Origin of the sequence: Paenibacillus sp. FSL P4-0176 (genome assembly GCF_037975265.1) — a bacterium.
Taxonomy (GTDB): domain Bacteria; phylum Bacillota; class Bacilli; order Paenibacillales; family Paenibacillaceae; genus Paenibacillus; species Paenibacillus amylolyticus.
This window is the reverse complement of sequence record NZ_CP150242.1, coordinates 383092-402262: the sequence shown is the minus strand read 5'-3', so window position 1 is coordinate 402262 and position 19171 is coordinate 383092. Positions and strand designations below refer to the sequence as shown.

Annotated in this window: 14 protein-coding genes; 5 read left to right on the top strand and 9 right to left on the bottom strand. The window is 48.0% G+C overall.

Going from position 1 to position 19171, the window contains the following annotated elements; genetic code table 11:
• Positions 1–17: 17 nt before the first annotated feature.
• Genes MKY95_RS01935 through MKY95_RS01925 form a run of 3 tightly spaced genes read left to right on the top strand, consistent with a single transcriptional unit; the run spans position 18 to position 1660 of the window.
• Positions 18–512 carry an Lrp/AsnC family transcriptional regulator gene (locus tag MKY95_RS01935; protein ID WP_036616550.1) on the top strand — a complete coding sequence of 165 codons (495 nt, stop codon included), beginning with the start codon at positions 18–20 and terminating at the stop codon, positions 510–512.
• 12 nt (positions 513–524) lie between these two features.
• Positions 525–1112, top strand: a complete 588-nt coding sequence (locus MKY95_RS01930; protein WP_017691071.1) for a chromate transporter — start codon at positions 525–527, stop codon at positions 1110–1112.
• Between the two features lie 2 nt (positions 1113–1114).
• On the top strand, positions 1115–1660 hold the full coding sequence (locus tag MKY95_RS01925; protein ID WP_339196565.1) for a chromate transporter: 546 nt from the start codon (positions 1115–1117) through the stop codon (positions 1658–1660).
• 406 nt (positions 1661–2066) lie between these two features.
• On the opposite strand, the gene MKY95_RS01920 is transcribed toward MKY95_RS01925, so the two are convergent.
• Positions 2067–4442 (bottom strand): Ig-like domain-containing protein, encoded by a 2376-nt coding sequence (locus tag MKY95_RS01920; RefSeq protein WP_339196562.1) that lies wholly within the window; start codon positions 4440–4442, stop codon positions 2067–2069.
• A 208-nt stretch (positions 4443–4650) separates the two neighbouring features.
• Here MKY95_RS01920 and MKY95_RS01915 point away from each other — a divergent pair, with 208 nt between their 5' ends.
• On the top strand, positions 4651–5256 hold the full coding sequence (locus tag MKY95_RS01915; protein WP_339196560.1) for a class I SAM-dependent methyltransferase: 606 nt from the start codon (positions 4651–4653) through the stop codon (positions 5254–5256).
• A gap of 386 nt (positions 5257–5642) precedes the next feature.
• On the opposite strand, the gene MKY95_RS01910 is transcribed toward MKY95_RS01915, so the two are convergent.
• From MKY95_RS01910 to MKY95_RS01885, 6 genes are all read right to left on the bottom strand, one after another.
• Complete coding sequence (locus MKY95_RS01910) at positions 5643–6779, bottom strand: glycosyl hydrolase (protein ID WP_339196557.1); 1137 nt, start codon at positions 6777–6779, stop codon at positions 5643–5645.
• Positions 6780–6980: 201 nt separating this feature from the next.
• On the bottom strand, positions 6981–8933 hold the full coding sequence (locus MKY95_RS01905; RefSeq protein WP_339196554.1) for a glycosyl hydrolase: 1953 nt from the start codon (positions 8931–8933) through the stop codon (positions 6981–6983).
• A complete protein-coding gene (locus MKY95_RS01900; protein ID WP_339196552.1) occupies positions 8926–10929 on the bottom strand; it encodes a heparinase II/III family protein in 2004 nt (667 codons plus the stop codon). The genes MKY95_RS01905 and MKY95_RS01900 overlap by 8 nt, the downstream gene beginning before the upstream one ends.
• A 291-nt stretch (positions 10930–11220) precedes the next feature.
• Positions 11221–11877, bottom strand: a complete 657-nt coding sequence (locus MKY95_RS01895; protein WP_047840427.1) for an SGNH/GDSL hydrolase family protein — start codon at positions 11875–11877, stop codon at positions 11221–11223.
• A gap of 133 nt (positions 11878–12010) precedes the next feature.
• A complete protein-coding gene (locus MKY95_RS01890; RefSeq protein ID WP_076319591.1) occupies positions 12011–12340 on the bottom strand; it encodes an AzlD domain-containing protein in 330 nt (109 codons plus the stop codon).
• Positions 12331–13035 carry an AzlC family ABC transporter permease gene (locus MKY95_RS01885; RefSeq protein ID WP_036616527.1) on the bottom strand — a complete coding sequence of 235 codons (705 nt, stop codon included), beginning with the start codon at positions 13033–13035 and terminating at the stop codon, positions 12331–12333. The genes MKY95_RS01890 and MKY95_RS01885 overlap by 10 nt, the downstream gene beginning before the upstream one ends.
• 445 nt (positions 13036–13480) lie before the next feature.
• Between MKY95_RS01885 and MKY95_RS01880 the strand changes: the two genes are divergently transcribed.
• Positions 13481–15481, top strand: coding sequence for a methyl-accepting chemotaxis protein (locus MKY95_RS01880; protein ID WP_339196549.1), 2001 nt, complete (start codon positions 13481–13483; stop codon positions 15479–15481).
• A gap of 192 nt (positions 15482–15673) precedes the next feature.
• On the opposite strand, the gene MKY95_RS01875 is transcribed toward MKY95_RS01880, so the two are convergent.
• Complete coding sequence (locus MKY95_RS01875) at positions 15674–16870, bottom strand: DUF2087 domain-containing protein (RefSeq protein ID WP_339196546.1); 1197 nt, start codon at positions 16868–16870, stop codon at positions 15674–15676.
• 217 nt (positions 16871–17087) lie between these two features.
• Complete coding sequence (locus MKY95_RS01870; RefSeq protein WP_162158995.1) at positions 17088–19061, bottom strand: methyl-accepting chemotaxis protein; 1974 nt, start codon at positions 19059–19061, stop codon at positions 17088–17090.
• Positions 19062–19171: the final 110 nt, after the last annotated feature.

Sequence of the window (19171 nt, the reverse complement as noted above, 5' to 3'; positions counted from 1 at the left end):
AGAAAAGGATGGTCAACATGTCAGAGAAACGCTCCTCCAAAGGAGGAGAAATTCCACAAATGTACAATCTGGACGAGATGGATCGCAAAATCATCGCCGCGCTTCACCACAACAGCCGAATATCCTATACGGATCTGGGTACACAGATCGGGTTGTCACGTGTAGCCGTTCAGGCCCGCATTAATGCGTTATCCGAAAAAGGAATCATCGAACGCTTCACCGTTGTAATAAACCCTGGCAAAGTTGGGCTTCAGGTCTCGGCCTTTTTCAATGTCGATGTTGAACCGCCCTTCCTGGATGAAGTCGCTGAGAAACTGGATGAAGAGCCAGCCGTCACCAGTCTTTATCATATGACAGGCCCGAGTACACTGCACATGCATGGTATTTTTGCGGATATGGAAGAGATGGAGCAGTTCTTGCTGGAGAAGCTCTATAAGATGCCGGGTATCGTCAAAGTGGAATCACAGCTATTGTTGAAACGTTATAAAAGCCGGATGGGCATGAGACTCTAGGAGGAAATCAGCATGGGTTGGAAAGATTACAACGGTCTCGTCATCGGAATGGTACGAACCGGAATTCTCGGATATGGCGGCGGCCCTTCGGTGATCCCGTTAATCCGTTACGAAGCCGTTACGCGTTACAAATGGGTCAGTGATGAGGAGTTCGGCGAGATTTTGGCTATCGCCAACGCCTTGCCGGGTCCCATCGCGACCAAAATGGCCGCATATCTCGGTTATAAAACCAAAGGTGTGCTGGGCGCGATCGTGTCCGTACTCGCTCACATTTTACCGACAAGCATTGCCATTATCGCGCTGCTCGGTTCCATGTACGCGCTACGCGAGTCGAAAGTGGTTGCAGGCATGGTAGCCGCCGTGCGGCCAGTCATTTTTGTCATGCTGGGCATGATGGCTTATGAATTTGCCATGAAAGCCTGGAAGGGACTCGGTAAAGTTTTTGCCGCCCTATTCGGCGTAATTGCCTTTGTACTATTGCAGTTGCTGGATATCCATCCGGGGATTGTGATCGCGGTTTTCCTGGGATATGGTGTCTTCCATCTGGATCTGGTTCAGCGCTTCAAGTCCAAAGGCGAGTCCGATAAGGGGGTGTCCTAAGGATGCTCCAGACCTGGTGGGAATTATTTTGGGGATTTTTCGTAGCAAACATCTTGGGATATGGGGGCGGTCCGGCATCCATTCCGCTTATGCAGGAAGAGATTGTGAACCACTACCAATGGATGACCACCGAGCAATTCGGTGATGTACTGGCGATTGGTAACGCCCTTCCCGGCCCGATTGCAACCAAAATTGCTGCATTTGTCGGGTACCACGTAGCAGGATGGTTCGGGGCATTTATCGCAAGTTTTGCCACAATCGTGCCTTCCGCAACTGCACTAATTATATTACTTCGTCTGTTGAACAAACATCGCACGTCACCAAAAGTCAAAGGCATGACCCTGCTTGTGCAGCCTGTTATCGCCGTACTCATGATTCTGCTCACATGGGAATTCGGGCAGCTGTCCACTGATTCCATCGGCATCTGGCAGACGTTGATCATTGCAGGCATCTCGCTCTGGGTCATGACCAAAACCAAGCTGCATCCCGCCATCCTGATCGTGATCGCTTTTGCCTATGGTGCGCTGGTATTGTCTAACACGATGTAGTTATAGAACATACAGGGAGCGTCACAGAAGCACTTGGATACATCTGCAATGGGTGTATGCAAGGGTTCTGGACGTTGGCGAATGGCCAGACTATTTTCATTTTCTAAGGAACTGAGGACGTCTTATTTGGTCTTTAGGTCCTCTTTATAAATTGTAAGGAATCTCAGACACGTTATTCACCAAAAACACCTGACAAAAGTGCTATAAAAGACTGTACTTTCCGATATAACGTGTCTCAGATTCCTTAGATTTCTGCAAACGCTCCAGACCCCTGAATAAGACGTTTCAGATTCGTTAGCGCTTGAAGACACGCTCTAGTTTATAAACAAAAAACGGTGATACCAGCTATTAGCTGGCATCACCGTTTTTATTTGCACGTTTCACACTCACAGTTGAAAAATATCGTTTACTTTGCTTCAACCACTACCGTTACTTTGGTTTTCACACCTGCAAATGTCACCGTAATTGTTGCTTTACCTTTGCCGTTCGCCTGAATAATTCCATCTTTCACCGATGCTGTAGCAATACGGGAAGATTTCCAGAGAGCCGGTTTGGATACATTCGCTTCACTGCCATCGGCATACGTTGCAGTTGCAGCCACGGTTACCTTTTCACCAGGTTTCATGGTCAACGTTACTTTATCCGTCTGCAAATATTTCAGTGTATCCACATCTAGAGCAACCGTTACAGACTTGCTGCCGTATTTTGCTGTGATTTTGGCTTTACCTGAACCTGTAGCTTTGACTTTACCTTTGGTCACTTGAGCTACTTTGTAGCTGTTCGTTTTCCATTCAGCTTTGTCCGTAACATCACGCTCGCTACCGTCGCTCAAGAAGGCAGTTACCGTCAGATCAGCTGTATCGCCTGATTTCAGGGAAAGAACCGGCTCGGAAGCTTCAATACGTGTGATGACATCCACTTCAACTTGGATCGTCACTTTTTTGGAGCCGTATTCTGCTGTGATGTTGGCTTTACCACTGCTGTTACCTGTGATCACGCCTTTTTTCACATCTGCTACACGTGCATTGCTGGATTTCCAGGTTGCTTCGGATGTAACATCCAACGTGTTGCCGTCCTCATCCGTACCTGTTAGAAGGATCGTCTGAGTTTCTTTGGCAGACAGAACAACGAAGTTCACATCTGCTTCCAGTCCACTAGCCATACCTACTTCAACAGGCAGAGTCAGTGTTTTGCCTTCAATCTTCGCGGTAATGGTTACTTTACCTGTAGCAACACCTGTGATAACCCCTTTGCTATCTACCTCAGCGATTTTGTCGCTGCTGCTGCTCCAAGTTGCATCTTCAGATACATCTTTGGATGTTTCACCATACAACGCCAGTACTTTGGCAGAAGTCGTTCCACCAACGGCTACCGATGCTTTTTTCTTGTCCATCTCATACTTGTCTGCTACGTCTACATTCACTGTGAATTTAACCGTTTTACCGCCATAAGCTACAGTGATCGTAGCCGTACCGGATTTGTATGCAATCAGATCGCCGTTTGATACATATACGACATCTGGATTGCTTGAAGTCCATGTTGCTTTGGAAGTTACATTTTCTGTACTGGCATCAATATATTCGGCATTGGCTACCAATGTCTTAGACTTGTTATCACCGGTAACACTCATGGCGAGCTTGTCATTTACATCTTTGATATCCAGATATCTTGCCGTATCTACATCTACAGCAATTTCTACAGTTTTTCCACTATAGGTTGCTTTGATCGTTGTTGAACCTGCGCTAATGGCTGTAATCTGCCCCTTGAATACCGTTGCAACTTTCTCGTTGCTGGATGTCCATGTCGCCTGATCCGTTACATTCACATCGCTGCTGGTTGGATAAGAAGCCGTTAATACGATATTGGCTGTACTCTTGTCCCCATCCAAACGGAAGAAAATACTTTGTTTCTCCACACTCAGCTTGCTGGTCAGATCCACATCCACGTCAACGGATACAGATTTCGTACCGTATTTGGCTGTGATCTTGGCAGAACCTGCCGAGTATCCTGTAATTTCGCCTTTGAGAACATCTGCGACCTTCTCATTGCTGGATGTCCACTCCGCCAGATCGGTTACATCTTTGGTTGTACCATCTGGATACGTAGCCGTCACTTTCACACTTTCACTTTTGTTCAACAGCAAGTTAACTTGCTGTTTATCTACATCTACACGTTTAACCACTTCAACGTTAACATCCACCGTCACGCTTTGGCTGCCAACTTTGGCTGTGATCACAGCTGTACCAGCGCTTTGTCCAGTTACTTTACCATTCACCACGGTAGCAACCTTCTCATCACTGGTAGACCATTCTGCAGTACTTGCTGCTTCATTATTTGTTTCATTGTCACTATACGTTGCTGTCAAAATAATTTCTTTTGTATCTCCCGTGCGTAAATCCAGACTTTGCACGTTTTTCGAAAGAGCTTTGACCTTCTTCGTTACTTTCACTTGAACGGTCTGACTCTGGCCCTGGTAAGCTGCGGTAATCGTCGCTTTACCTTCTTTTTTGGCCGTGATTGCACCATTATATACAGTTGCTATCGAAGTATCTTCGCTACTCCAGGTTGTACTAATCGTTACATTAGCCGAGGTATTATCTGAATATACCCCTGTCACCGTAACAGACCCAGAATCACCAACTTCGAGCGACATCTCATTCTTGGAAACCACAATTTTGGACAGTTCTTTGTCTGCCGCAGCGGCCAAGCCTACGTTGGAAATACTCAGCATCAACACCAGCATCATCACCATGTACTTGGTCAATCTTGGCTTTAACATCATTTCCCCCCGATTATCATCATTTTTTTCCTTATGTTTTATGTCGGCAAGTCCTTTCCAGATGTTTAGACTTTCAGGAAATTTTCAGGGAATTCTATGGAAATTAATTTATCTTCGATTCCTGTTTCAACCGATCATACCTGCGAATATTACGCATACCTATGTATATTGACTGTCTTGAACTTCTTTTAACAGGATTGGAGGAAACATAATGGTTCAGCCTTTTGATTACATCGGGTATTGGGAGGAAACATATCGTTCGGGTGAAACTTCTGGGAGGGGTTCATACGGGGTTTTGGCTGAATTCAAGGCCGAGGTCGTGAACGGACTGATTCAACGTGAAGGGATTCATCGTGTCATTGAGTTTGGATGTGGGGATGGCAACCAGTTGCAATACATGAATTATGAGGACTACCTGGGCGTGGATGTAGCGGCTTCTTCAGTAAAGCGTTGTGCTTCCCAATTTGCCAAGGATTCGTCCAAGAGCTTCATGTTGTATACACCAGGCCTATGGATTAACCGTGGTTTCCTGCAAGCCGATCTGACGGTCTGTCTGGATGTGTTATATCACATCACGGATGAAACAGATTTTCGCAATACCCTCTATGATATTCTGCACTCCTCAACAGCATGGGTGGTGCTTTACACCCGTTTGAAAGAAAACGGCAACCCGGGGATTGATACAATCCAGGACCGTAATCTGTTCGAGTATCTCTTCGACTACCCTGATTTCAAAGTTCATGAGATTATTCCGCAGCGCTATCCAGATCAATCTTCTGCCGACTTTGTCATCCTGAGACGTACACCTTCGAAGTGAAAATCGATTTTTTCAGTAAAGCATAGCTAATTCTGTACCCCAACTGGACCCGTAAGAATGAGATATTCATAGGCCAGATACTTCTTTTGTCTTCTTTCGATTATGTACACCATCCACCTGTCCACTCACCTTGATTTGTCTATTCAAAGCTCAAGCTTAGGTATACTCCGTCTCCAATAGAAGGGATATCGTTCCTAATACTGGAGACAGCCTCACGTGGACAGGTGATGATGGTTTGCTACTGATGCTACTGACAACTAAATACTGAATATATAACTGGTTAACTATTTGAATCTAATGAAATAATTCGAAGGCTCACAACACTAATACCTTACTAATCCGTTCTCCCCTTCAGTTCTTCCAGCCCGTAGTTCTCAATTCTTCTTTTAAAATAACCCCGCATGTCCACGCAGCTTCGCCAGCGCTTCCATATAGAAATAATCGCCGTATATAATCGGCACATTCAGCCCTCGCCCTTCCGGGTAATGCACCGTTCCCTGCATGATTAGACCTTCTTCCGCTGCCGAGTCGCGGGAGCTATAGTGCTCATGCAAGCCGCGGACGATGCGTTCTCCCGCGGCAGCATAGGTCTCCCCGCGTGGCGACAGCTTCGCCAGCTCAAGCAACCCGCTTGCGGCAATCGCCGCAGCGGACGAGTCCCACGCCACCTGATGCTCCGCAGGTGCGCGGAAATCCCACACCGGCACGATCTCTTCGCCAAGCATGGCGAGGAAGAAATCGGCCGCACGCTCCGCTGTCTCCAGATATCGGGCTTCGCCCGTATACCGGAAAGACAGCGCAAACCCGTGCAACGCCCAGGCGGTCCCCCGCGCCCAGGCGGAACCTGGAGCATGGCCCTGTCCGCCATGCTCTCGTAGCTTCTGCCCCGTGTGTGGGTCGAACTCCACCACGTGGCAGATGGACCCGTCCGCGCGGATGAATTCGCGCGCCACGGTGTCCGCGTGCGCTTCCGCCAGCCAACGGAAGCGCGGGTCGCCGCTCTGCTCGGATGCCCAGTAGAGCAGCGGCAGGTTCATCATGCTGTCAATGATGGCTACGCCGCGCGTATCCATTGCTGACGAGCTGAAGTTCCAGGCGCGGATGAACTCACCGCGCACGTGGAACCGGGCAGCGAGCAGGTTGGCGGCAAGCATGCCGCGCCGCCGTCCATCCATGCTACCCGTCTGGCGGTAGTTGGCTACGCCACTAAGCAGCCAGATGAACCCCAGATCGTGATCTACCGATTCGGGATCACGCAGACAACCTTCCAGTTGCCGCTCACAGCTTTCGGCAATGCGATGTAGCGAAGCCGCCGCTTCACTTGCCGGCGCATCCCCATAGACCAGCCATAACAATCCAGGCCAGAAACCCGCTGTCCACCATTCCGGATCATTCCGGTCATACGTCCCCTGCGGGGCAATGTGTGGAAATGTATCCTTGATCCGCTTTGCATTCCGAATTGTCTTGGCAGCCCCCTGTTGCCACGCTTCCTCGAGCCATTTTACCGACGTTGATGTGTTCATGAACATATCCCTCCTCGATTCAATACCAGACATCTAAGCTTGATGCTCCAGCTCATCCTCAACTTATCTATAGCGTCGTATGCCGTAACTGCAATAGCTATCCGATAAATATCACTAATCATCCACGAATAACACTTTCAACTATGCTTCGAGCTGTTTTGAGATGTTTGGAGATCTAATGATCCTCAACCTGAACACCCTTCAGTTAAACTCGCCCAATCGGATCGCAAATGACAACCTACGTGCTCCGTTCACTTCAATCCGGGCTTCCTTCAGTAACCCATTACGTGAAGCCACGGCTTGCTCCACCAGATAAATTATGGCTTCCTGATCCAGCGCTGTAGATTCTACATAGGCCCCCCGATACTCCGTTCGTACGTTATGATCCGTATGGGTAATTACCGCCTGTTCGCGACCATCATGGAACATCAATGGAATGAGTGCACCTGCCGCCGCAATCTCACCTTCGAACTCATACGTTATGGTCAGCCCATCCGCCTGTTGCACATAATGGGTACGCAATGATTCAATTCCGGGTAATGGACCGACCCATGTCACGGCAAAAGAATTAACCCGATGCTCGCCGCCATCTTCTGACGCTCTTTCCACCAGATGTTGCTCCACTTGATTCGGCGTATTATGGTCCACCTTCTCGTACACAACGGAACCTCCTCCCTGTGCAGGGTCTAATCCAACGTCACGATCATATGTACCACCGGATGGAATCCCCTCTGCAAGACTGTGCCATACCCCATCTGGTGTCTTCCAGGCAGGGCAGTAGCTGAGCGGTCGGACCTCCCCATCGGCAAATTCCGTAAATCCGGCCTGCACATGGCTGGCGGCGGACGGACCAATCAGACCAGGTAACCCCATCTGCTGAATCCGTACCAAACCAGGGATCGTATACGGATCATTCATCGCCGTGTGTAATACCAGTTGCTGACCAGGTATGGAAGCAATCACAGTTTCAAACCACCCATCGGTCTGCAAAACCCTGCTGCCTAACTCGGAAGGAAGGTACACTTCGCTCACATCGTCTCCCGGATCACTGAGACAAGCGTGAGCCAGCGCTGCTGCCGTCCACAGATTGTAACAGGTATGGTTGGTATAGATTTCATACCCATGCCGATCTTCTGGCTTGTATTCATTGCGTACAATTTTCAAGCGTCCATCATCCATCTTCCAGCGCTCCACAGCAGCAAAACACCGATTGGCCGCACGTGCAAAAGCACCCGCCATCACCGGATCACCCGCCTCCAGAGCCTGCGTTGCATGTGTAGAACATACATAAGCCGCCGCCGCTTCATTCCACTGATGCTGGGAGCTGCGACCACGCGGTGGAATCTCACCTAGCGGCGAGAGCGTCAGTAACGAGCTGAAGGCACCATGGCGCAGCTGCTCACGTAACGTATCCGCAGTCTTTCCCTCGTAACCAGCTTCAAGCATCACCCCAAGGTGATAACGGGTGGCAATATCATAGGAAAATGGACAATTTGGACGATCCATCGGTCCATCCTGATACAAGCCAAGGGCCGTAAACCGGGGTAGATGATAGGCTTCCAGATATCGATCCATCCACGCAGTACCCTCATTCGCCAGCTGTTCATGCCACCGCAGATATTCGCCAGAGATCATAATGGCGTTCCAGTTAATCATGCGATTGGGATTGTTCATCTTGCTCATCGTAAATACATAATCTTGTTCAGGACTGATTGTCTTGAGTGCCTCAGCCCAGATCTTCGCTTGTTCCGGCAGATGTGACTTCAACAACATATATGCTCTCATCATGAGCACCGGAAAAAAATCAGGGTGATTGTCAGGTGCGCTACCTTTGACCACGGCATCAATGCTCTGTGACAGGGCTGCCGCTGCGGAGTCAAGCAGATCTGTACGCCCTGCATCAACCAGAACTGCCGCAGCCATTGCATAGGCCGGTGTAGAATAATATCTCTCCACACCCGAGAACGGGTCGATAATTGTACCCTGGCTGTCCTGATATGGTGTGTAAGCGCGAACAACACTTTCAACAAGTACCAACTTGCGCTCTCTATTCCAGCCGTCTGCCGGAGGGGGGCCCGCTTGTTCTGCCAATGTACGGTAATGTTCGAGTTCGTCTTTCCATGGATACGTGGACGCAGATGTATATTTACTCACGCATGCTCACCTCGGTTTCTCCCATTTTCGGTTCAATGATGAAGCGTACCTCACATACCGTTTCAAGCGGATTAGGGCGTTCTGTCCGAACATCCGTCTCATCAATTGCACCTGTCCATGATAGTGACGTCCGATAGAATGTGACTGGAACATTGTCATGATCAACTGTGTCCAGTTTCTCCGTAAGAATTTTCCACTGGTTCGCATCATACGTCATATGGATCGCCCCATGTGCACCTTGCCAGCGAAGATTACCACTCTTCACCACCTCAGGTTGTACTCTGCTCATCCAGCGCTCCACTACGCTCGAACATCCTGCATCTGAATCATCCACCGAAGAGAATCGTTCTGCCGAAGACACCACCCTGCTCTTCCATTGAAAACGGTCAATGAGACGCAATTCCGCTCCATTCCCGCTCCCGTCAGAAGCCATCTTCCAATGAAATTGGCGCGTATAACGAGCCAGTGAAGCTGCCCCAGAGTATGCGGATGTTAGATCCATTGTTGCATTCAGCTCACAGCCACCCTCTGCCAGCTTTACCTCTAACACATGAGCTTGCGCTTGCCGACCGGAGCATTGCTCCTGGCCTTCAATGAGCGGAACGTTATGCCCGGATGATGAGATGTGGAACAGCTGCTCTCTGCCTGGTGCAAAATACGCTTGGCTGTACAACCCTGCTCCTGGATCACACAGAATATTCTCACCACCGCAATGGATAATGAACTGCCCCAGATCATTATGGTTGTGAGGTTCATCGTTATGCCCGCCTTTAATGGAAATAGCCACATGAAGGGGTGCGCCGTTCGCATGTTTTGTATCCGGAGAATCGAGCGATCCTTTTGCAATCATCCAGCCCAGATTTTGAAAAATAAATCCCCGTTCAGCCTGCCCAGAGGCACCTTCATCACCGTATACTGGCGGATCGCTCCACATCACGTTCCGCAATAGATGAGCCCAGCGATGACAGGAATCATCAGTAAGCAGTGGGATATGAAATGGAAGATCTATCTGCAACCCCACCCGGGATGCGAGCAGAGAAAGCAATCCGGAAGGGATCTCTTCCTGCTCGGCACTGTCCGAATAATTCACATATGTGCCGCCCGACAGATGAACTCGCAGCGGGAAGGCTGCGATAGTTGTTATTTTGGAACCCGTCAGCAGATCTAGTTCGCCCTCACTGTACTCACGAAGCATCTCGGCATAATAGGTGAAATAACCAAATCCATATACCCAATATCCAATGCCTTCGGCACAGCCACCATCCTCGCCATATCCGCTCAAGAATGCGTTCATACAGCTGACCGTATGGGAGATCGATTCCTGTAGTGTGGACTCATCCTCGAGCAGCAACAATGCGGCCATGCCACAGCACCCACCACAGACCGCCGACCAGTTGTGATCCGCTGTCTGCCAGTGGAACTTCCGTTGCTCCCGGTAAAGCGGAGTGAAGATTCGCCGTTCTGCTTCAGACCTGATCCGTTCTATGACAAGGCGATCCAGCCGCTCGGCGTGAATGGTCACAATCTCGGCCAGCATATGTACCGTCTCTGCGGCGAACAGATCGATGTTCCCATTCACCTGGTTGACCTCTCCCGTACCCAGATGCGCGGGCAAACACCACGTATACTCACCACACACGTCCCACAATATTTCTTCCAGCGCCTGCAGTGCATCCGGCCTAGCTGTGTCTAATGCGAGCATCGCCACAGCAGCCAGCCTGCCCCTTCGATCGAAATAAGCCTCTTCATAGGCTTTCCGCTCACCCGTATCGCTGAACTGTCGATATAGACGGAACGACAAGGAAGGCATGGGTTCTTTCAAGGCACGTTCACCGTAAGCCTTCAAGTCTGTGTATAACGTAGCCAATTCAGGCCGGGATAACTTCTCCAAGAGTCTGTCGGCACTTAAGGAACTCAATGCTCTGCTCTCAGTACCACGTTGGTTTATATTTTCATTTTCGACTTCGTGAATGGAATCTTCCACTGGATTCACCACTCTTCGTTAATGGATTGTCATGCCCATATTATAATGTAATCGATTTCATTTTACCGGATATGATAGCATTTTTGAAGAATTATCCATTATAACCCTTTCCACGACGTTACTTCCTTCTCCTTCCTAACCAAAAAAACGAAGAACCTTCGCCAGGTTCTCCGTTGCATTCTGCCTGTCACCACAGGCTTTTTATGGTTATCTCATATTCTTAACTATCTTATATCCTCATCCTCAATTAATCCTGAATACCTATAATGCTGCTGCCCATATCCTAGCTGTCCGCTGTTGTTATCACACAATCGCAAGCGAAGAATTCTGTACAACAGACAACCATTGGCGTGCAATCAGCTCATGACCTGCTGCGGTTGGGTGTACGCCATCCCACAACCAGTACGCTGCATCCGCCTGTTTCAGAGCGTCATTAAACGTCTGCTGCAATGGTACCCACACAGCTCCAAATTCTTCAGCAAGACCTTGGGCCAGTTTCTGATATTGACCGACATACTCTTCCCAGGCTTCCCATTTCTCCGCAGTCGCTCCGGTTCTCAGAATAAACGGCTCCATCAAAATCAGCCCCGTATCTGGCATCACTTCCCGAGTTTCTTCGAGCAAATGGCGATACGCCCGTCCGAAACGATCCGTTACCCCGCTAGGTTCACCATTCATCGTGCGCCAGGCATCATTAACCCCAATCAGGATGCTGATCAGGTCCGGTTTTAGACTAATGGTATCCTCATTCCAGCGTGCGTACAGGTCCGATGCCCGATCCCCGCTGATGCCTCTGTTATAGAAGGTCTTTTGCTTACCCGCCAGTTCCATACCCAGTTTGCTGGAGATCAGATACGCATACCCGTGTCCGAGAAAATGATTTGGATCATCATTGCGTGATCTTCCCCCATCTGTAATCGAGTCTCCCTGAAACAATATAACGGATGGACTTGTACTCATGATTGAAATCGTTCCTTCCTCTTGTGCAAAATGGAAACACTGTACACCTCAGTCTTCATTTTATCCCTTTCGGCTACAATAGAAAATAGCGTTTTCATCACTGAGGGTCGCCATCTTATGAATCTCCTAGCAATTATCCGATCCAATATCGCAGTATCATCATAGCCACAATACCGACCAATACGGTTCCCAGCAGACTGCGTGTCCAGATAGCTACTGCAATCGTAGGCAGGGATGCCCACAGAGCTGCATTTTGCGTAATCGGCACCAACTGGTTGTCCGACATGAACAGTTCCTGACCAATCAGCGCTGCCATGACCGCTACGGGTACATACTCCAGCCAGCGTAATAACCACATTGGAATCTGTATCTTGCTGAACAGCATCAGTGGCAGTACACGCGGAATAAATGTTAACAACGCTGAGCCCATAATAATCCAGAATACATCCCATCTTACTTCCATCGTTCCATGAACACTCCCATCGTTGCCGCAATGACCGCAGCCACAATGACACTCATGCTGCCAAGTGAAGCCATGCTGGCGAAGATTACACAGACCACGGCGATAATAGCCACATTAATGTGTATTTTTTTGTTTTTGCGATGCACCAACTGGAGTACAACCAGTCCAATAAACATCGCTGGCAGGGCATAATCCAGACCCAGTCGTTCCGGGTTAGTGATCCAGCGTCCAAAGTACGCTCCCGCCATATTAGCCACGAACCAGTTCAGATATGCGGTAATATTCAGACCGTGCATCCAGCGTTCACTGAGCCTTTCTCTGCCAATTGCACGTGTCATCGCAACGCCGAAAGACTCATCGGTAAGCAGTGAACCAATCCACATATTTTTAAGCGGGGTCAGATGCCGAAAATACGGTGATACAGCCGCACTGAGCAGCAAATGGCGAAGATTCACAAAAAATATGGTGAACATAATGGCTACTGCTGACCCATTCGATGCGAGCATGCCTGCTGCAATGAACTGAGCCGATCCTGCATATAAAATCAGGCTGAGCAGTGCCGTTTCCGCCAGACTCAGACCTGCGGTCATTTCAATGACACCCGCCGCAAAGCCAATACTCAAATAACCAAGCAGGGTTGGAATACAATCTTTGACCCCCTGCATGAATGTAGCTTGATCCTGGACCTCTTCCATGTCCTCCTGTCCAGATATCTGTAGTGTACTTTGGTCCAACTGCCGTACAACCCCTCTCCAATTTCTGTCCCCATAAACCGATATATATGGATGTAGATCCATCCAAGTCCATTCTTCATGAAAACAACTTCTTTGTGTATTCAACATGCCCAGTTACATGCCTTATGGATTTCACATTTTGCAAAATTCACTTCACATAATTCAGAAATATAACACATGATGTGCACTAAGGGAGAGACAGATTAATTTTTATAGAACAGATGTAATCCTAAATACCTACAAAACCAAAAAATATTTTCGCGAAACTCATAAATTATGTTGAATAAACGCGAAATTTGTCATACGATAGCACCAGAAACTTCTGGAAAGGATGGAATGAAATATCTTTTACCAGATGGGCTTGTCCACTAGACATGGGGATGGGTTACACAGAGGGGGAATGTGTATGAAAAAAATTCGTAAACAAGGGGTCAAAAGAACAATGCAGATGAGAGAGAAACTGATTTTGTCATTTGCCATTGTATTGCTCATTCCAACCATTAGTCTGGGCATTATCTCGTTCCAAACAGCTGATGCCAAGGTTGAAGAGAAAATGTATGAGAACGCGATCAGCAGTGTTACTGTGCTCAACCAGACCATTGACCAGATCATTGGTGCAACACGCAAAAATGTTGATTTCCTGGCAAGTCAGCTGGATGCAGGCAATGTCGGACCCAATCAGGGTGACGAAACAGATACCATCCGTACCTTGCTCGACGCTTATAAGGAAACGCATGATGACGTGGAACTTGCCTCCATCGGTACCGATCAGGGCGTATATATTAACTCCCCTGTAACTGCGGTGAACAAAGAAGGATATGACCCGCGCGAACGCCCGTGGTATCAGGCTGCTACGCAGAACAAAGATGTCCCTACCGTAATTACCCCCTACTTATCAAGCAATACCGGCAATGTTGTTGCTTCAGTAGCTCAGACCTCAGCGGATGGCCATGGTGTCGTCTCTGTCAGCCTGTCGCTTGAAGCCCTCTCGAAGACGGTTAACTCCACGAAGATTGGCGAGAAGGGTTATATCTATATCATTGATAATGCCAATAAAATCATTGTACATCCTACCGAAAAACCGGGGACCGAAGGAACCATGGCACCCTATAAAGATATTTTCGCACAGAAAAACGGAAGTCTGACCTATACACTAAATGGAAACCAGGAACACGCCTTTTTCTCCACCAATGAAACGACGGGCTGGACCGTGGTTGGTGTCATCGACAGTGGGGAAGTGACGGCATCTGTCCGTCCGATTTTATACACCACACTTATTGTTGTAGCGATTGCAATTGCGGTAAGCTCCATCATTATTTTCTGGATTGTGCAATCAATCACCAAACCACTGAACCGCTTGGTGAAGGCATCTGACGAAATTAGTAATGGTAATCTGACCATCGAAGTTGCTGTATTGGGACAGGATGAATTCGGCAAGCTGAGCACCAGCTTCAATAAGATGAGCGAATCCTTACGAACCGTTATTCAGGACGTGCGACACACGGCTGACGAGTTAACCGCCTCATCCACACAATTGGCAGTCAACTCATCGGAGACAACCAAAGCAACAGAGCAAGTCGCCCTGATCACGGAAGAATCCGCAGCTGGACTTGAGAAACAAACAAGCAGCCTGAAACATACGGCACTACAGATGAATGAGCTTGCTGGAGGTGTAGGACAGGTAACGAACAGCACACAGCAAGTATCCGAAGCTGCCATGCAAGCAAGTGAGCTCGCGGATAAAGGGAATGCTACCATGCAGACGGCCGTATCCGAGATGAGTTCTGTCAGTCGCTTTGTGCAAGGTATGGCAGATACTGCTGGACGACTTGAACAGCATTCCACATCCATTGGTGAGATGGTATCTGTCATTACAGATATCGCTGCACAGACCAATTTGCTTGCTCTCAATGCTTCTATAGAAGCAGCGCGTGCAGGTGAGCATGGACGCGGCTTCTCCGTTGTTGCCAGCGAAGTCCGCAAGCTCGCGGAACAATCCAGCCTGTCCGGCCAGAAGATTGTAGAGATGGTCGGAGCGATTCAACAGGAGATTTCAATGGCCAATCACAGTGTACAGATCGGGCAACAGGATGTAAGCAACGGCATTCGTGCCGTTCAGTTTGCAGATGAAGCTTTTGCCCAGATTAGTGAGGCTGTTGGGGTCGTCAATCATCAGCTTGAGAACATTGCAGCCGCCTCACAACAGATGTCTGCAAGTACAGCCGAAGTGGTGCAATCCATTGATCAGATCCACGCCATATCGGAAACCAATGCCGATGGAACGGAGAACATCTCTGCTGCTACGGAGGAGCAAGTGGCTTCCATGCAGGAGATATCATCCTCTGCTGATTCCCTTGCCCATCTGGCTCACAAGCTGCAGAAGCTGGTGGAACAATTCAAGCTGTAGTCGTTGAACTAAAGATTGTTTACAATAACACTACGATGACAGAATAACCTTCCAATCGCTGTTATCGTGCAAACGATTAGTTCAACTTATAAAATTAAGTAGTCTGTAATACCCAAAGCCCCTTTGCCATCATATTGGCAAAGGGGCTTTGGGTGTTAAAAGGTCGGGCATTCTAGAATGGAAATATCCCTCCTATTCAGCAGATTGCTTTTTATCTCCGTGGTAACCTTGATCTCCGTAGGGCTCTAACTGTTCAAACCAGCGATTCAGACATTTGGCGAGTGCATCTTTGGAATCGTAATACGGGTTATCGTCTTGTTTCAATGTCTCCAGCACCTCGATCACAAACGCATTCTCTCCATATTCATTCCATTCAGCCTGCAATCTTCGATTCAGATGGCTACCCATCTGTAACATAAACCGTTGTCCGTTAATGGTTTTCAGGTTCAGTGTGCTGTCGATATAAACTTTACCGTTACGTTCATTCCGAATTTGGTAGACGCCCGCTTCCGTTTTAACTTCTTTGGCCTGTTCCTGCAATTCTTTGCGACGATTCATCTGCTCCTGCTCCCCCTTTTCTTTGCGCTCCTGTTTTCCAACTTTGGCGCTCTGTTGATCTGTGTGGCTTCCCAACCAATACTGACTGCCGTCTGGCTCACGTTCCAGCAAACCATAGTCGACGAGATACCTCCGTATTTCCACGTAATCATCATGAACTTCCTTCAGCAGCTCATTGACCTGTTTCTCGGAATATTTGCGCTCTGTCTCGAATCGTTTGGCAATTTCGGTGAGCACAATATATTTATGTTTTTGCTGCATATGAAACGTCGTCAGCCGACCGCCAGTACCCTCTGGAAAATACTTGTTTAGCACCTTTTCCCGATCCTGTTCTGTGATATCAAATGAGTTCGGATGGATCGTATGTTCATGTCTTGTCACCGGCGATACCCATTCGGCTGGAGCCTGTGTATCCTTACTTTTGAGAAGTTCCATTAATGCCAGGAATATTTTGGCCTGCCGTTCCTTCTCCTTCAATACAAACCGATGATTCCGAATGGTGGAAGCACTCCCGATGCCAAGGGTCTTCTGTACTTCAGCATCCTTCTTGCCTTCATAGAATTGTGACAACAAGCCCCGCTGGACATCAGACAATCCGGTTACGCTTTTATCCAGCTCCAGCAAATATTCAAATACCGATCCATGAACCTTCTCAATATGCACTCGCATATAACGGGCTGCCTCATAGAGCACTCCTTCTTCAGGATAGATAATCCCCGATTCCGTCCTGTATCCGCAGCAGACACATATATAGGCGGGACCCTCCTCCATATAACCACGCTTGATCTCTTCCAATGAAGCTGTTTGCAACCAGGATTCCGATAATTTCATGTAAAAGCTCCTTTTTATCATTGTATGGTCATTCCAACCGTATATTAATAAAATATTTTATAATAATGTTTGTTTATTTATAGATATAATATATTTTTGTTTGTTATATGTCAATATAACGGAAAAGAATGCTGTGTTTAAAGACATAACGGATGCCCCTTGTTCAACAGAAAAAAGACCGCAGGGTCGCAACCCTGCAGTCTCATTTCAATCTCGGTTACAACTTAAACCGTTCAATCATGCTTTGCAGATCTTCAGCCATACGTGACAATGCTGCCGAAGAAGCTGCAACCTCTTCCATTGTAGCCAACTGCTCTTGAGCAGCCGCTGATCCATCTTCCGTTCCAGAGGCAATTCTGTCTGACAGAACCATTGTATCACTTACTGCCTTGTTGATATGACTCATGCCCCCATCAATTTGACGGGAAGCCGTGGATACTTCTCCAGCTTGTGCAGCCACCAACTGTACCGCAGTACGAATGATATTGAATGCTTCGCCTGCTTCTGTAACCATCTGCGAACTCTTCACCATACCTTCTCCCGTACGGGCAAAAGTGGATTGCACCGCATTGGTTTTCTCCTGCATCTCATGCATAAGCTCATTAATCCGCTCGGCTGAAGCGCCTGAACTGTGAGCCAGTGTCTTCACTTCGTTGGCTACAACCGCGAATCCGCGCCCTTGCTCGCCAGCTCTTGAAGCTTCAATGGATGCATTCAATGCAAGAATGTTCGTCTGCTTGGCAATGGCCGTAATCTCGGCCACAATCACAAGAATCTCTTCATTTTTCGCGCGCAGATCCTCGATGACCACAGACATGGCTTTGCTCTCATCATTCACCTGCTGAATATGGGTAACCGCTTCTTCTACTGTAACCATACCTGCTTCCGACTTAGTGGATGCATCCAGAGCGATACGAGCGGTATCTTCAGCACTTGATGAGATCTCTTTGACTCCAATGGACATTTCGCCCACGAGTTGACCTGTAGCAGCAAGACTATTGTTCTGCAAAGTCGTTCCCGCAGCTGCATCCTGCATCAGTTCAGCCACCTGTTCTGTGGCTTTGGATGTCTGCTCGGAACTCGCCATCAGTTCTTCAGAAGATGCCGCCAGCTGGCTGGATGTATCATGCACCTCTCCAAGCACACTACGTAGTGAAGTCGTCATCGTGTCGAAGCTTTCCCCGAGCTGTCCGAACTCATCTCGGCGCTGTAAACCTACCCGAACGGTGAGGTCCCCGGCGCTTACTTTGGATGCTGCCTGCGTTAATTGCAGCAATGGCCGGTGAATACTGCGGATAATGAATATAAGCAGAATTAACCCGATAACCAATGCAGATGCCACAATTGTAATTGCACGGATCAAAATAGGCATTACCGCTTCACTTGCTTCGGAAGGAACCATCTCGCCAACAATTTTCCAACCTGTCACCGGATTGGTGAAATACACAGCTTCCACTTCGTGACCATCATATGTATACTTCACCGTTCCACTTTCTTTCGTATACATCTCATTAATGTAGCTTTCATCCGACTGTGTACCGGATTCAATATTGTAGTGGAACAGGAATTTACCCCCGTTATCTAGCATGTACAGTTTGCCTTCTTTACCAATACGTATCTGATCAACGGATTCTTTCAGATGATTGAGACTGACATTGGCCCCGAATACCCCTTTGCCATCAGCCAGCTTGGCAGCTGCCGTTACAACCCATTCACCTGTTGTGACCGATTGGAACGTATCCGAGATTACAGGTTCGTCCTGGGACATGCCCATCGTATACCATGAACGTTCACGTGGATCATAGATCTGTTCCCCGGGATCAGGAGATTTCATCCAGCTGCCATCTTCCGCACCTGCGGTGAGTACACCCAGTTCCTTATGATTCTGAGACATCCGATCCATCTGCCTTTGCAGTGCAGGGGATTTATTAATAATATCGTTTGAAGTAATACCCGCAGCCATCTGTGCTGCGTTATCCTTCTCCATATCCAGCATTTGATTTATCTGCAGACTAAGCATTTCTGTTTTGGCTTGTGCGGAACGAATAATTTCCATTTTAACCTGGTCAGCAGCTTTTTGATAAGACAACCAACCAACAGTAATGCTCGGTACAATCAGGAACAGGAGTAATGCAGCGATCAGGCGTTTTTTTACGGTTAAAGTAAACCAATTTCGAATCCTTTTCTTCATATAACTATCCCCCATCATAATCTTCACCCATCCTTTTATCGGACAATCGCTGTAAAAATATTATGTATAGATACTAAATTAGAATAAATTTAATCTTTTCGATCAGTTTA